At 71.1% G+C, this 14598-nt stretch carries 9 protein-coding genes; 5 read left to right on the top strand and 4 right to left on the bottom strand.

What is annotated here, in order from left to right; genetic code table 11:
- Positions 1–38: 38 nt before the first annotated feature.
- On the top strand, positions 39–1223 hold the full coding sequence (locus tag ACFY1E_RS25225; RefSeq protein ID WP_389079642.1) for an ROK family protein: 1185 nt from the start codon (positions 39–41) through the stop codon (positions 1221–1223).
- A 104-nt stretch (positions 1224–1327) separates the two neighbouring features.
- Positions 1328–4030, top strand: coding sequence for an exo-beta-D-glucosaminidase (locus ACFY1E_RS25220; RefSeq protein ID WP_389079641.1), 2703 nt, complete (start codon positions 1328–1330; stop codon positions 4028–4030).
- A 39-nt stretch (positions 4031–4069) separates the two neighbouring features.
- On the opposite strand, the gene ACFY1E_RS25215 is transcribed toward ACFY1E_RS25220, so the two are convergent.
- Entirely contained in the window at positions 4070–5518 is a 1449-nt protein-coding gene (locus ACFY1E_RS25215) for a hydrolase (protein WP_389079640.1), read from the bottom strand.
- Between the two features lie 280 nt (positions 5519–5798).
- On the opposite strand from ACFY1E_RS25215, the gene ACFY1E_RS25210 reads away from it, so the two are divergent.
- Positions 5799–6062: a GlsB/YeaQ/YmgE family stress response membrane protein gene (locus ACFY1E_RS25210; protein WP_030927250.1), complete on the top strand. Its 264-nt coding sequence runs from the start codon at positions 5799–5801 to the stop codon at positions 6060–6062.
- 365 nt (positions 6063–6427) lie between these two features.
- Here ACFY1E_RS25210 and ACFY1E_RS25205 read toward each other — a convergent pair whose 3' ends face one another.
- Together ACFY1E_RS25205 and ACFY1E_RS25200 are read right to left on the bottom strand one after the other, a co-directional pair.
- Positions 6428–7348 (bottom strand): NAD-dependent epimerase/dehydratase family protein, encoded by a 921-nt coding sequence (locus ACFY1E_RS25205; RefSeq protein ID WP_389079638.1) that lies wholly within the window; start codon positions 7346–7348, stop codon positions 6428–6430.
- Positions 7349–7405: 57 nt separating this feature from the next.
- Positions 7406–8182 carry a GNAT family N-acetyltransferase gene (locus tag ACFY1E_RS25200; protein WP_389079637.1) on the bottom strand — a complete coding sequence of 259 codons (777 nt, stop codon included), beginning with the start codon at positions 8180–8182 and terminating at the stop codon, positions 7406–7408.
- A gap of 477 nt (positions 8183–8659) precedes the next feature.
- On the opposite strand from ACFY1E_RS25200, the gene ACFY1E_RS25195 reads away from it, so the two are divergent.
- Together ACFY1E_RS25195 and ACFY1E_RS25190 are read left to right on the top strand one after the other, a co-directional pair.
- Complete coding sequence (locus tag ACFY1E_RS25195; protein WP_389079824.1) at positions 8660–12955, top strand: aminotransferase class I/II-fold pyridoxal phosphate-dependent enzyme; 4296 nt, start codon at positions 8660–8662, stop codon at positions 12953–12955.
- A gap of 7 nt (positions 12956–12962) precedes the next feature.
- Positions 12963–13691 carry a class I SAM-dependent methyltransferase gene (locus ACFY1E_RS25190; protein ID WP_389079636.1) on the top strand — a complete coding sequence of 243 codons (729 nt, stop codon included), beginning with the start codon at positions 12963–12965 and terminating at the stop codon, positions 13689–13691.
- Here ACFY1E_RS25190 and ACFY1E_RS25185 read toward each other — a convergent pair.
- Positions 13688–14542 (bottom strand): GNAT family N-acetyltransferase, encoded by an 855-nt coding sequence (locus ACFY1E_RS25185; RefSeq protein ID WP_389079634.1) that lies wholly within the window; start codon positions 14540–14542, stop codon positions 13688–13690. The two genes, ACFY1E_RS25190 and ACFY1E_RS25185, sit on opposite strands and share 4 nt — an antisense overlap.
- Between the last annotated feature and the right edge of the window lie 56 nt (positions 14543–14598).

The raw sequence follows: 14598 nt of genomic DNA, 5'->3' as shown, positions 1-14598 counted from the left end.
TCCATGGGACGGCCCCGCGCATACGTGAGAATGGTGCGATGCCCGCCAGTGACGCCGCAGACCAGCAGGAACAGCCCTGGAACCGCCGACGGCTGCGCAGCACCAACGAGCGGTTGCTGCTCGACCGGCTGCGCAGCGGCGGCGCCGCCTCACGCGCTCAACTGGCCCGGGAGACCGGCCTGTCCAAGCCGACCGTCTCCAGCGCTCTGGCCGCACTGGAGACGGCCGGGCTGGTCCACGAGGTCGGCACCCTCGCACCGGAGCGCGGCCGCACCGCCGTGCTGTACGCGCCGGACCCGGCGGCGGGTTACGCCCTGGGCATCGACGTCGGCCGCAGCTGGCTGCGGGTCGCCGTCGCCGACCTGGACGGCAGCGTCGTCGCCCGCTCCGACGTACGCAACCGGGCCCGCAGCTCGGGCACGATGGCGGATCTGGTGGTGGCGACGGCCCGTCAGGTGGTCGGCGGCTCCGGCGTGGCCGCCCAGGAGGTGGTGCACGCGGTGGTGGGCACGCCGGGCGTGTACGACGAGCAGCAGCGCCGGGTGCGCTATGCGATGCACCTGCCGGGCTGGGGGCGCGCCGGGCTCTTCGACCGGATGCGTGAGGAGCTGGGCGTTCCGCTGGAGGTGCACAACGACGCCAATCTCGCGGCGCTCGGCGAGTACACCTACGGCGTCGGCGCGGGCAGCCGGCTGTTCGCGTACATCCTGATCGGCACCGGTCTCGGGATGGGCGTGGTCAGCGAGGGGCGGCTGTTCACGGGGGCGCACGGGCTGGCCGGGGAGATCGGGTTCCTGCCCTGGCCTGGACAGCAGAAGCCGGAGCGGCTGGAGGACGCGGTGTCGGGGGTGGCCGTGGTCGAGGCGGCGCGCCGGTTCGGCATGAGCGGGCAGCTGACCGCGAAGGCGGTGTTCGACGCGGCCCGGCAGGGAAACGACGCCGCGGTCAAGGCGGTTCAGCTGGAGGGCGAGCGGATCGCGCACACGGTGGCGGCGGCCGCTGCCGTGCTCGACCCGGATCTCGTCGTGCTGGGCGGCGGCGTGGGCCACAGCGTGGACCTGCTGCTGCGCCCCGTGCGCGAGCACCTCAGGTCGCTCACCCCGCTGCGGCCCAAGGTCGTGCCCAGCCGGCTCGGCGAGGACGCGGTGCTGCTGGGTGCGGTGGCCACGGCGCTCGGGACGGCGCGGGACCTGGTGTTCGAGCGCCGTTCCGCCGGGTCCTGACCCACTCGGACGCGGGCCGCGGTCATTGACAGGGTCCGTTCGGCGCCCCTAGCGTGACCGCCGTTAGTAAAGTTTCCTAACTTTACGAAGGGGCTGGAGTCTCCGTGAACAGACACCGTCTCGCCACGGCCGCCGTAGTCCTGGGTCTGTTGGGTTCCCTGACGACCAGCGCCTGGGCCGGACCCCATGACCGGGGGACCGCCCCGCCGGACCGGGTCACCCGCGTCTCCGCCGCGCCGGGCAGCGCGACCGCGTTGACGGGCTACACGATCCAGTCGACAGCCAAGGTCTCCGACCCACCGGCCGACATCTCCTCCCCCGGCTACCCGGCCACCGGCTGGTACCCGACGGGCCCCCGCTCCACCGTCCTCGCAGCACTCCTCGCGAACGGCGTGTACGCGGACCCGTTCTACTCGACCAACCAGCAGAAGATCCCCAAGGCCGACTTCCAGGTCCCCTGGTGGTACCGCTCGGACTTCACGGTCGCCGACACCTCCGAGCGCACCTACCTCGACCTCAGCGGAGTGATCTCGGCGGCTGACGTCTACGTCGACGGCCACCAGGTCGCCACGGCGCAGGACGTCACCGGCGCCTACACCCACCACGAACTCGACATCACCTCGCTCGTCCGATCCGGCACGAACACCGTCGCCTTCCGCATCCGGCCAAACGACCCGGACAAGGACCTGACCATGGGCTGGATCGACTGGCTCCAGCCGCCGCCCGACGAGAACATGGGCATCGTCCGCGACGTCCTCGTCCGCCGGGGCGGCCCGATCGCCCTGCGCGACGCGCACGTGGTCACCAGGCTGGACGTGCCCTCACTCGCCTCGGCCGACCTGACGGTGAAGGCGCAGGCCCGCAACGACTCGGGGAAGCCTGTGACCACCACGGTCTCCGGCACCGTCGGCACGACCACCTTCGAGAAGACCCTCACGCTGGCGGCGCACGAGACGAGAGCCGTCGGCTTCGCCCCGTCCGACGTGCCCGGCCTCCACCTGACCTCGCCGAAGGTGTGGTGGCCGGCAGGCATGGGCGGACAGCCCCTCTACGACCTGAAGCTCACGGCGTCCGTCTCCGGCACCGTCTCGGACACCGCGCAGCAGACCTTCGGCATCCGCGATGTGCAGGCGCCGCTGAACTCCGACGGCGCCCGCCAGTACCGCATCAACGGCCGCAGGCTGCTGATCAAGGGCGGCGGCTGGTCACCGGACGAGTTCCTGCGCTGGGACCGGACGTACGTCGAGGACCGGCTGAAGTACGCCCTCGACCTCGGCCTGAACACCATCCGTCTCGAAGGCCACCTGGAACCGGACGAGTTCTTCGACCTCGCCGACCGCTACGGCATCCTCACGCTGCCCGGCTGGGAGTGCTGCGACAAGTGGGAGGGCCAGGTCAACGGCAGCGAGTCCGGCGACAAGTGGACCGCCGCGGACTACCCGGTCGCCCAGGCGTCGATGGCCGCCGAGGCCGCCCGGCTGCGCGACCACCCGAGCGTGATCTCCTTCCTCATCGGCAGCGACTTCGCACCCGACGCGACGATCGAGAAGAACTACCTGGACGCCCTGAAGGCCGCCGACTGGGCGGTCCCGGTGGTCGCCGCCGCCTCTGCCAACTCCTCTCCGCAACTCGGCAGTTCGGGCATGAAGATGACCGGCCCCTACGACTGGATCCCACCGAACTACTGGTACGCCAAACGCGAGGGCGGCGCCACCGGCTTCAACTCCGAGACCAGCGCGGGCCCCGACATCCCCACCCTCGACACCCTGCGCCGCATGATGACCCCGGCCGAACTCGACACCCTCTGGAAGAACCCGAACACCAAGCAGTACCACCGCTCCCCGTCGTCGACCTTCGGCACCCTCAAGCTCTACGACGACGCCCTCACCGGCCGCTACGGCGCGCCGACGAGCCTGGCCGACTACGTCCGCAAGGCGCAGCTCGCCCAGTACGAGAACGTCCGCGCCCAGTTCGAGGCGTACGAGCGCAACGCCACCGACTCGTCGAAGCCGTCGACCGGGGTGGTGTACTGGATGTTCAACAGCGGCTGGACCTCACTGCACTGGCAGCTGATGGACCGCTACCTCGACCAGGGCGGCGCCTACTTCGGGGCGAAGAAGGCGAACGAGCCGCTGCACGTCCAGTACTCCTACGACGACCGCTCGGTGGTCGCCGTCGACAACCGGCACTCGGCCGCCTCCGGGCTCACCGTCCGGGCCACGCTCTTCAATCCCGACGGGACGCAGAAGTACGACAGGACCGTCACCGGGGTGAAGGTGAGCGGGGACGGTGCGCACAGCACCGCACTCACCCTGCCGACGTCGGTGACCGGGCTGGCGACCACCTGTCTGGCCCGTCTGACGCTGAACGACTCCTCCGGCAGGGAGGTCAGCCGGAACGTGTACTGGCTGTCCTCCAGGCCGGACACCCTCGACTGGGCCCACACCGACTGGTACTACACGCCGACGACGAGCTATGCCGACCTCAAGGGCCTCAGTGCCATGGCGCAGGTGCCGGTGGAGGCGACGGCGTCGACGGAGGTGTCGGGCGGGACGGCGACCACGACCGTGACCCTGCGCAACACCGGCAGCGGGAAGACGCCCGCCCTGTTCACCGACGTCCATCTCGTCGACGCTCAGGGCAAGCCGGTGCTGCCCGTCGAGTGGTCGGACGACGAGGTCGGCCTCTGGCCCGGCGAGAGCGTCACGCTGACCGCCACCTACCGGACTGCGGATCTGCACGGGTCAGTGCCGCAGGTGCGGGTCTCCGGGTGGAACACGCCGGAGCGGACGGTCCCGGCCGCATGACCGTGCGGGGCCCGGCGCGGAAGCCGGGCCCCGCGGGCGTCAGCTGACGTTGAGCGCCGTGTCGTCGATGACGAAGGACGTCTGCAGCGTGGAGCCCTCGGTGCCGGTGAACTTGAGGGTGACGGTCTGGCCCGCGTAGCTCGCCAGGCTGAAGCTGCGCTGGGTGTAGCCACTGGCGGCGTTCAGGTTCGAATACGTCGCCAGCGTTCCCAGCACGGTCCCGGAGCTGTTGAGAACCTGAACCTTGAGCGTGTCGTACGCCGTGCTGGTGCTGGTCTCCGCCGTGTCGACGTGCAGATAGAAACTCAGGGCGGCGGTGGTGCAGCCGGACGGGATGGTCACCGACTGGGAGAGCGTGTCGGTGGTGGCGGTGCCGTAGCCGTCCAGCCAGGCGTAGTAGGAACCCGTACGGGCCGACTCGCCGCTGGAGTTGGTGATGACGCCGCTGGAGGCGCTCCAGGTGGTGTTGCCCGACTCGAAGCCGTTGTTGCCGAGGAGCTGGGCGGCGGTGCAGGTGCCGGAGCCGCCGCCACCGCCCCCACTGCTGCTGCCGTCACCGGCGAGCCAGGCGGTGGCGTTGAGGGCGAGGGCGGCGTTGGTGGCGCTGGAGTCGTTCCAGCCGTCGTAGAGGGTGTTGCCCGACTGGCCGGTGCCGTCGTCGATCGGCGAGCTGTCGCCCCAGAAGGCGACCCGTCCGCTGCCGAAGGTGCTGGTGAGGAAGAAGGCGCCGGTGTTGCCTGAATAACCCGTCCGGTAGAGCAGGCCCTTGACGGAGGAGTTGTCCGAGGGCTTGAGGGTGGCGGTGGTGCCGTTGGCGATGAGGCTCTTGGTGACGGTGCCGAAGGAGCCGTGCAGCACGGGGTTGGTGCTGTCGCTGATGGCGGCCGGGTGGTCGGAGCTGATGTTCAGCGAGTCGATGGAGAAGCCGAACGGGTCGGTCGAGTCGACACTGTTGTTGGTCATCAGGTCGTTGAGGATCTCGACCGCGTCCTCACCGTCGTTGTTGCGGTCCGCCCCGGTGTGGTCGGAGATCATGAACAGTCCGCCGCCGTTCTTGACGAAGGTCATGATCGCCGTCTTCTCGGCGGTGCTGAAGAGGGTGTTGGGCTCCGGCAGGACGAGGGTGTCGAAGTTCGACAGGTCGGTGGCCGACGAGCCGCCGTAGGTGAGGGCGCCGGTGGCGGTCTTGAGGCTGTAGCCGCCGGTCTTCTGCAGGGCCACGCCCCACGAGGACAGGGCGCCCGTCCAGTCGGTCTCCGAGGACGGGGACGAGTCCTCACCCAGCGGGTCGGGCTTGCTGGTGGAGATGATCCAGTCGGCGTTGCCGGCCTCCTCGGCGTGCCCGTCGTCGAACAGGATGCGGTGTGTGGTGGCCGCGTGGGCGGGTGTGGCGATGACGGTGGCCTGGGCGGCTGCGGCGGCGGTGAGCAGGCCGAACGCGGCCAGGGCGGTGGTGAGTCTTCGGCGGGATCTGGTGAGTGCGAGCATCCGGCGTACCTCCGTGTGGGGTTGGGGAAGGAGCAGGCGGTGCGGGGCCGGACCTACGCGCGTAGACACCCGACGTCTGCGCGCGTAGACATTCGGCCGCACCACTGACGGGCGGCCGATCGGTTGAACCGTACATGGCAGAAGTGGGGCTGAACAGAAGTCACCGGGGCCGGCGGACGGAGATTGACCCGGCATTGACCCGTGGTTGAAGCGGAACGGACTGTCCCCCGCGACAGTGGGCATCCGGATAGTGCGGGGGCCTTGACAAAGAGGGGCGGAGATGGAGATCTCAGGCATCATCAGTGCCATCGTGATCGGCATCGTCATCGGTGTGCTCGGCCGGCTGGTCGTCCCGGGGCGGCAGCACATCGGCATCGTGCTGACGATTCTCGTGGGCATCGTGGCCGCACTGATCGGATCGGCGATCGCCAATGCCTTCGACGTGGCCGACACCAAGGGCATCGACTGGATCGAGTGGCTCATCCAGATCGGCCTCGCCGCACTCGGCGTCGCCGCCCTGGACCGATCGAGGGCCCGCCGCTGACCCGACGACCGCGGTGGCACAGCGGCCGTTTCGAGCCCGGGCGGGAGCGTCGCACGCCTCGCCCGGGTGCGAGCGGTGCTGCTCGGCGGCCGACGGGGAGTAGCCGAATCGTGTGTTCCTAGTTCTCCACGGCCAGGTAGCGTCACGGGAGGCGTACGGGCCCGGAGCCAGGCCCGCCGACGCGGCTCCCCTCGGCGATCGGCGGGCCTGCCGCCTCGACCGTGCGCCCTCAGCGGGAGAGTCGGGCACATCGGGAGGCTGTCCCCCGGGGCGGCTGTTCCCCTCTCCAGAGGTTTCCAGCCGGAGTGGCCCGTGAGGCGGGGCCGTTCGGCCCTGGACAGGGTCCGAACGGCCCTGGTTGGAACTCACCGCCGGGCCGCCAGCGCGGCGAGGCCTTCACGGCTGGACGGGTATCGGGGCGTCCAGCCCAGTTCCCGCTCCGCCTTCGCCGAGGACACGCGCATGCCGGTCAGGAACATGGTGTGCGCGTACGACATCGGCTTGGTGAACCACAGCGGCACCGTCATCGGCTTGGGCAGGCCGAACTGCTCGGCCACGTGCAGGAGATGGGCCCGGAACCCGAGCGGGGTGCGGTCGGTGATGTTGTAGGCCTGGCCGGGGTGGCCGTGTTCGACGGCGGCGACCACCGCGCGTGCCGCGTCGGTGAGTTCGATCCACGGCAGGACCCGGCCGTGGTCGGCGGGGGCGGGCAGCTGCCGCTTGCGCAGCATGGGCAGGATGGCGTCGGTGCCGCCGGGGCCGTAGAACAGGCCGAAGCGCAGCGAGATGCCCGCCAGACCGGTTGCCTCGAAGGTGAGTTGCTCCTTGATGCGCATGCCTTCGACGTGCCGTTCCAGTTCCGGCGTGGTGCCGCGCGGGCCGAACGGGTCCTCCTCGGTGATCACATGCTCGCCGAAGTCCCCGTAGCCGTAGCCGAAGACCATCGACTCGCTCACGAAGCGGGAGGCACCGGTGACCTGCGCGGCCTCCACGAGGTGGGCGGTACCGGCGATGCGCAGGGCGTCGGTGGCATGCATGTCGCGGTGGCGCATGGGCGCCTTGCGCAGGGCGGTCGCGGCGTGGATGACGGTGTCGAAGTGCTGCCCGTCGACGGCGCGCAGCAGCGCGTCGCGATCCATGAGGTCGGCCCGGACGCCGTTCTCCGGTCCCCGGCCGAGGCCGGTGACCTTGTGGCCGGCCTCGGTCAGGGCACGGGTGACGTGACCGCCGAGGACGCCGCTGGCGCCGGCGAGGAGGATGCTCTGGTTCTTCTGGTTCGTCGTCATGACCGTGCGACGGATCGGGCGGCCGCGGATGTGACATCGCGGTCGTTGCGGCCCCGGCTACGGCCCGTGGATGTACGGCGTCGTCGTGGTCAGCGGCTCGAAGCCCAGGCGTTCGAGGATGGGCCGGCTCTGGCTGGAGGCGTCCACCTGGAGGTAGCGGTAGCCGCGCTGGGCGGCGGCGCGGGCCCGGTGGGCCACCAGGGCGCGGTAGATGCCGCGGCCGCGCCAGGCCTCGACGGTGCCGCCGCCCCACAGGCCGGCGAACCGCGTACCGGGCACGAACTCCATCCGAGCCGCACTCACCGGCTCCTCGCCGGCGAGGGCGACGGTGGCGACGATCGTCTCCGGCTCCCCGGTGAGCCGGGCAAGCAGCTGGTGGCGCAGTCGGGAGCCGTCGGTGCCGAAGGCCTTCTCGTGCACGTCCGCCACCAGGTCGACGCCCGCCGCGTCGGTGACCGGCAGCAGACGGATGCCCTCGGGCGGCCCGGCGTCGAGGTCCAGGCCCGCCACCTCGGCGATCATCAGCGTCTCCTCGGGCTCGGGCTCGAATCCGGCGGCCCTGAGCCGCTGTCCCAGATCCGCCGGCCGGTCGTGCCCGTACAGCTTCCACTCGAACTCGCGGCCAAGGCCGGAGAAGTACGCGACCTGCTCGGCGATCGCCGCGTCGGCGCCCGTCTCGTCGAGGCCGGACCAGATGACACCGTTCCAGCCGTGGGCCGAGGAGACCTGGCGGACCACGCTGCCCACCCGCTCGACCCGCGCGTCGGGGCCGTCGGGCCGGGCGCCTTCGCGCATGTCACGGTCGAAGAGGGCGAGCACCCCGGCATGATCCATGTGCTCACTCCAGCATCCAGGGGCGGCTGCGGCAACAGGTTTAAGGGCTCCCCTGCGGCCGTACTGCCGCCAGGTACGCTCGGTGGCGTGGCCCTGGAAAAACGGGGCCCGGGGCGCTGCCCTGTTCCGCACTCCCCCCTGATCACGGCGGCCCTCGTCACCGTGGCGCTCGCCCTTCGGCACGCCTTCCCGATGAGACGAAGCGCCGAGGCCCGCACGCCACGGTGGTGACGGCTCGGTGCTCGGCGAGGATCACAGCCAGGAGCGGACCGTGTCCCTGCCGTCGTTGCAGCAAGCGTCCGCCTGGCCGTTGGGAGCACGCCGACGCGCCCGGCGGTCGCGTCCCCCTCCTCCCGAGATGCACTCGTCCGGCGGCAGTGCCTACGATCTAGAAAGCCAGGACGACCAGACCAGGTGGACGGCCCGGTCTCCTCCAACGGGGGGAGGCGCTTGCCCTTGCTGCCGGCAAAGCGGCTGATGGCCGCACATATAGCGCTGGTGGCCGCCGCCACGGCCGTCTACCTGACGGTGCCCGCTGCGCGCGCCCCCGTGTGGGCCGTCATCGGCCTCTCGGGCACCGCCGCCGTGCTCGTCGGCAGCAAGGTCAACCGGCCCGCACACCGCTGGCCCTGGTGGGTGCTCGCCGGCGCCCTGCTCACCTTCATCGCGGGCGACACCTACTACAACGTCGTGGAGGAGTACTTCCACGCCTCCAACCCGTTCCCCTCCCCCGCGGACGCCTCGTACCTCACCACCTATCCGCTCTTCGCCATCGGTCTGTCCGGCCTGGTCCGATACCGCTGGGCGGGCCACGACCTGCCGAGCCTGCTCGACGCGCTGATCATCACCGCGGGTCTGGCGCTGCCCGTGTGGGTGTACCTGGTGCAGCCGCTCGCCACCGTGCAGGGGCTGACCTGGCAGCAGCGGGCCATCAGCATCGCCTACCCGCTCGGTGACGTCCTGGTCCTGGCCCTGCTGGCAAGGCTGCTGACGCCGAATCCGGTCGACCGGCACAACCGGTCGGTGCAGTACCTGGTCGTCGGGACGGTGACACTGCTCGGCTTCGACATCGCCTACGGGATCCTGCAGCTCAACGAGAGCTGGCAGACGGGCACGGTGCTGGACTCGGGCTGGATCGTCTTCTACACCGCCTGGGGCCAGGCCGCGCTGCACCCGGACATGGTGCAGCTGACCGCCGCCCTGCCCCAGCAGGGATCCCTGCTGCCGCCGCCGCGACGGCTGGTGATGCTGGCCGTGGTCACGCTCATCGCGCCGGGAATCCTGCTGTACGAAGGGCTGACGCGCTCGGCGCACGACGCGGCCGTGATCGCCGCGTTCTCCGGTGTGCTCTTCCTGCTGGTGATCCTGCGGCTGGCGGGGATGGTGGTGGCCCACCGCAGGGCGGTGACGCGTGAACTGACGCTGCGCAGGGCGGCCGCCTCGCTGGTGTCGGCGGTCCGGCAGCAGGAGGTCGCACGGTCCTGCGAGGCCGCGGTCGACCGGCTCCTGGGCACCATGGTCGGCCACCGGACCCTGCTGCTGCCCGCCGAACGCGCGCCGGATCTGGCGCCGCATCACGCGCAGATCGTCCACGCCCGCGACCTGGGTACGGACACCGGTGCCGAGCTGGACGAAGCGGCAACCGTCCTGGTCTGCCTGATGATCCCGCCCGACCGCCCGTACGGAGACGTCCCGGGCGTCCTGCTGGTCGCCGGGCCGGCCGAGACGCTCGCCGAGACGCGGGGCTCGATGGAGATCCTGGCCTCCCACGCGGGGCTGGCCATGGAGCGGATCGCCCTGCGCCAGGAGATCGTCCGCAGGGAGAGCGAGGCCTACTTCCGCACTCTGGTGCGCAACACCTCTGACGTCATCCTCATCGTCGAGGACGACAACACCATCCGGTACGCCAGCCCCTCCGCGGCGACCGTCTTCGGCACCAGCGACGTGGTCGGCGAATCGCTGCCCGACCTCGTCGACCCGCGGGACCGGCACCGTGCGGCGCGTGAGCTGACGGCTGTGCGGGAAACCGGTCCGCGGGCCACCCACGACCACTGGTGGGTGCGCCACCGGGCGGGCCGCGTCGAGGTGGAGGTGCGGTGCAGCGACTTCCGGGACGAGCAGACCGTGGCCGGGCTCGTCGTCACCCTGCGCGATGTGACCGAGCAACGCCGGCTGGCCCACGAGCTGACCCAGCGGGCCTTCCACGACTCGCTGACCGGCCTGCCCAACCGCACCCTGCTGCTCGAACGGATCGAACGCGCCCTGCTGCGCGGCCGCCGCGAGTCGTCCATGACCTGTCTGCTCTTCATCGACCTGGACGACTTCAAGCAGGTCAACGACACGCTCGGGCACTCGGCCGGCGACCACCTGCTGATCGCCGTCGGCGACCGGCTCTCCAAGACACTGCGGCGCACCGACACCGCGGCCCGGCTGGGCGGCGACGAATTCGCCGTCCTGATGGAGGACGCCCGTGAACCGCTGGACGCGGAGCTGCTGGCGGCCCAGGTGATCCAGACGCTGACCAGGCCGTTCGCCCTCGCCGACGAGTCGGTGACGGTCTCCGCCAGCGTGGGGGTGGCCACGGCCCGCGACAGCACGGACGCGGAGGAGCTGCTCAGCCACGCCGACCTCGCGCTGTATGCGGCCAAGTCGGCCGGCAAGCGGCAGTGGCGGCGCTTCCAGCCGCTGCTGCACACCCGCATGGTCGAGCGGCACGACCTGCAGAGCCGGCTCGCCCAGGCGGTCGCCGGCCACGAGTTCGCCCTGCGCTACCAGCCGGTCGTGGACATCTGCGCGGGCGAGGTCGTCGGCTTCGAGGCCCTGGTGCGCTGGCCGAAGGCACCGCACCGGCCCGTCACACCCGAACAGTTCATCTCGCTGGCCGAGGAGACCGGGCACATCGGGGTGCTGGGGGCGTGGGTCCTGGAGAACGCGGTCAGCGACATCGTGGGACTGCAGCAGCTGGCCGGCCCCGCAAGCCCGCCGTACGTCAGCGTGAACGTGTCCGCCCGCCAGTTCCGGGACGTGGGCTTTTTGGACCAGGTCGGCCGGGCGCTCCGCACACCGGGCCTGGCCCCCGGTTCGCTGCAGCTGGAACTGACCGAGACGGTGCTGCTGCGCCGCGACACCCAGATCCAGTCGGTGCTGCGCTCCCTGAAGGAACTGGGCGTGCACATCGCGATCGACGACTTCGGGACGGGCTTCTCCTCGCTGCGCTATCTGCGGGACTTCCCCATCGACGCGCTGAAGATCGACAAGACGTTCATCGACGACATCGCGCGCGACGCGCAGCAGGTCGCGCTCGTCGAGGGCATCGTGCGGATCGCCGACACCCTGGACCTGCAGGTGATCGCCGAGGGCATCGAGGACCCGGCGCAGCGCGACCTGCTGGCCGGCATGGGGTGCCGATTCGGGCAGGGCTATCTGTTCGCCAAGCCGATGACGGTGGAGCAGAGCGAGCGCGTGCTGCGGGAGAACGAGGGCCGCTGCTACGCGCCCGGCAACGGCGCCACCAAGACGGTGGCCGTACCCGCGGCACGGCCACCGTCCCGGGAGCGCCGGGCGGCACTGTGGGCGGACCTCGAACACCTGCGGCGCACCAGCCCGATGAGCGACGCGGTGCTGGACGAGGTGCGCGGCCGGCACATCCGCAGCCGTGGCCACTGGCTGGTCGACTTCGCGTCCTGCAACTACCTCGGCTTCGACTGGGACCCGGAGATCATCGCCTCCGTGGAGCCCGCCCTGCGGCGCTGGGGCACGCACCCCAGCTGGTCGCGACTGCTGGGCAGCCCGCGCCTGTACCCGGAGATCGAGGCACGGCTAGCGGACCTGCTGGGCGCGCCGGACACACTGCTGCTGCCGACGCTGACCCTGATCCACGCCTCGGCGATCCCGGTGCTGGCCGAGGGCGGCCATGTGTTCGTGGAGGCGACGGCGCACCGGACGGTGTACGACGGCTGCGTGGTGGCCCGCGGCCAGGGCGCCACCCTGCACCGCTTCCACGCGGAGCGCCCCGACGAACTGGAGACCCTGCTGGCCTCGGTGCCCGCGGGCCTGCCGCGGCTGGTGTGCCTGGACGGCGTGAACAGCATGACCGGCAACGTTCCCGACCTGCCCACGCTGGCCGCGGTCTGCCGCGCCGGGGGTGCGACGCTCTACGTGGACGACGCGCACGGCTTCGGGGTGCTCGGGGAGCGCGGCCCTGAGGAGCTGTCCCCCTACGGCTCGCGCGGCAACGGCGTGGTACAGCACACCGGCGAGTCGTACGACGGGATCGTCCTGGTCGCCGGTTTCTCGAAGGCGTACTCGTCGCTGCTCGCCTTCCTCGCCCTGCCCACCGAGCTGAAGAACCGGCTGAAGACGGCCGCGGGACCCTATCTGTACTCGGGGCCCTCGCCGACGGCCTCCCTGGCCACGGCCCTGGCCGGACTGGAGGTCAACGAGCGCCGCGGGGACGTGCTGCGCGCCGAGCTGTACCGCAGGTCCGCACGGGTGCTGGATCACCTCGACGGACTGGACGTCAGGACGCTGAACAAGGACCGGCTGCCGATCATCGAGATCCCGCTGGCGAACGCGGACGACCTCGACGCGGTCGGGGCGTTCCTGTGGGAGGAGGGCATCTACGTGACGCTCGCGGCCTACCCGCTTGTGCCGCGGGACCGGGTGGGCTTCCGGATCCAGATCACGGCACTGAACTCGGACGAGGACATCGAGCGGCTGAACGGCACCCTGACCCGGCTGGCCGCGCGGTTCCCGCTGAGGGCGAAGGTCTGACACGGCCATGAAGACACACAACGACGATGTCGACTGGGACCGTTGGCCGGTGGCGGACTACCTCGCGGAGAACTACCGCGATCTGCACCCCTCCGACGCGGCGGTCATCACCCACCATTCGGCGTTCTACCGCCGCTTCGCGCCGGGCTCTGTCGAGCGCTCGGTGGAGTTCGGGGCCGGACCCAACCTGTATCCCCTGATCCTGGCGGCCGCCGCGAGCCGCCGGATCGAGGCCGTCGACGCGGGTGCGGGCAACATCGCCTACCTGGAGCGCCAGATCCAGTGCGGCCCGGACGCCAGCTGGCTGCCGTTCCACGCGCTGTGCCGACGCCTCAACCCCGACCTGCCGGCCACGCTGGCCGGGGCGCTCGCACATGTCAACGTCGTCCACGCGGACGTCAGGGAGCTGGAGCCCGCCGGGTACGAGCTGGCGTCCATGCACTTCGTCGCCGAGGGCGCCACCGAGGACTACGCGGAGTTCACGGACTTCTGCCGGGCCTTCGTCCGCTGCGTGGTCCCCGGCGGGCACCTGGTGGCCGCCTTCATGGAGAACATGCCCACCTACCGCATAGGGCCGGTATCGCGCTGGCCGGGCTGCCCGGTGGACCCGTCCATCGTGACCAGGGTGTTCACCCCCATGACCCGCGACCTGTCCGTCAGCCGCATCGACGCCGACCCGACCCTGCCGGACTACGGGGACTCGGGCATGGTGCTGCTCACGGCGGTGGCGCGTTAGCCGAGTTCCAGTGTCGTCACGCCGAAGACGCGGTGCTGGGCGTAGGGGCGCACGGGGCCCGTGTACATGCGGGCCGTCTCGAAGGAGGGGGTGAGCCCTGCCCGTTCGGCCAGGGCGATGCCCGGCGCGTTGGTCTCGGGCACGTCCACGGCGACCTCGCTGCCGGCCGCCTCGGCGGTCAGGGCGGTGAACAGGGCCTGCGCGTCCTCGGGGGTGTCGGCGAAGAGCGGGCCGATGCGGAGCGAGTCGTGGCCGGGACGGATCACTCCGTAGCCGGTGACGCGGTCGCCGGTGCGGCGGACGAGGGCGCGGTGTCCGGTGCCGGTGAGCCAGTGGGCCAGGAAGCGGGGGCGGTCCGCCGGGGAGCAGGCGCTGTCGTAGGCGGTGAGGTCGGCCAGGTCTGTCTCCTGCACACGGTGCACGCCGGCCGGGGCCTCGGCCGCGGGTGCGGTTCCGGTGAACCGGACGGTGCGGTGCGCGAGTTCGAAGCCGGAGCGGCGGTAGTTGTCCTGCTGGGCCACCACCCCGTCGAGACCGATGGTGCGGCTGCCCGCGTGGGCCAGCGCGGTCTTCCAGGTGGTGAGGCCGTGGCCACGGCCGCGCAGGTCGGGCCGGACGAGGTAGCAGCCGAGGAAGGCGTAGTCGGGGCCGTAGTTGACCACGGAGATCGCCGACACGGGTTCGCCGTCGATCCGGCCGAGGAAGAAGCCGTCGGGGTCCTGCGCGAAGAAAGCCTCTTCGTCGGCCGCTCCCGGGTTCCAACCCTCGTCCGCGGCCCATCCGCTGATCACCGGCCAGTCCTCGGGTCCGGCCTGGGTGATGACGAGGTCTTCGAGGGCAGCGGAGGTCATGCGCGCGCTCCATTCCGTGGGGGGTACGGCGGACATGGGAGCGCGGTGATCGACCG

It is taken from the genome of Streptomyces sp. NPDC001604 (genome assembly GCF_042893475.1).
GTDB lineage: Bacteria > Actinomycetota > Actinomycetes > Streptomycetales > Streptomycetaceae > Streptomyces.
This window is presented reverse-complemented; position numbering and strand designations above follow the sequence as displayed.

What these genes read in the sequence shown, in the direction of transcription:
- ACFY1E_RS25225 (WP_389079642.1), top strand. Translation starts at nt 39, where the DNA reads ATGCCCGCCAGTGACGCCGCAGACCAGCAGGAACAGCCCTGGAACCGC.
- ACFY1E_RS25215 (WP_389079640.1), bottom strand. Translation starts at nt 5,518, where the DNA reads ATGCTCGCACTCACCAGATCCCGCCGAAGACTCACCACCGCCCTGGCC.
- ACFY1E_RS25210 (WP_030927250.1), top strand. Translation starts at nt 5,799, where the DNA reads ATGGAGATCTCAGGCATCATCAGTGCCATCGTGATCGGCATCGTCATC.
- ACFY1E_RS25205 (WP_389079638.1), bottom strand. Translation starts at nt 7,348, where the DNA reads ATGACGACGAACCAGAAGAACCAGAGCATCCTCCTCGCCGGCGCCAGC.
- ACFY1E_RS25200 (WP_389079637.1), bottom strand. Translation starts at nt 8,182, where the DNA reads ATGGATCATGCCGGGGTGCTCGCCCTCTTCGACCGTGACATGCGCGAA.
- ACFY1E_RS25195 (WP_389079824.1), top strand. Translation starts at nt 8,660, where the DNA reads ATGGCCGCACATATAGCGCTGGTGGCCGCCGCCACGGCCGTCTACCTG.
- ACFY1E_RS25190 (WP_389079636.1), top strand. Translation starts at nt 12,963, where the DNA reads ATGAAGACACACAACGACGATGTCGACTGGGACCGTTGGCCGGTGGCG.
- ACFY1E_RS25185 (WP_389079634.1), bottom strand. Translation starts at nt 14,542, where the DNA reads ATGACCTCCGCTGCCCTCGAAGACCTCGTCATCACCCAGGCCGGACCC.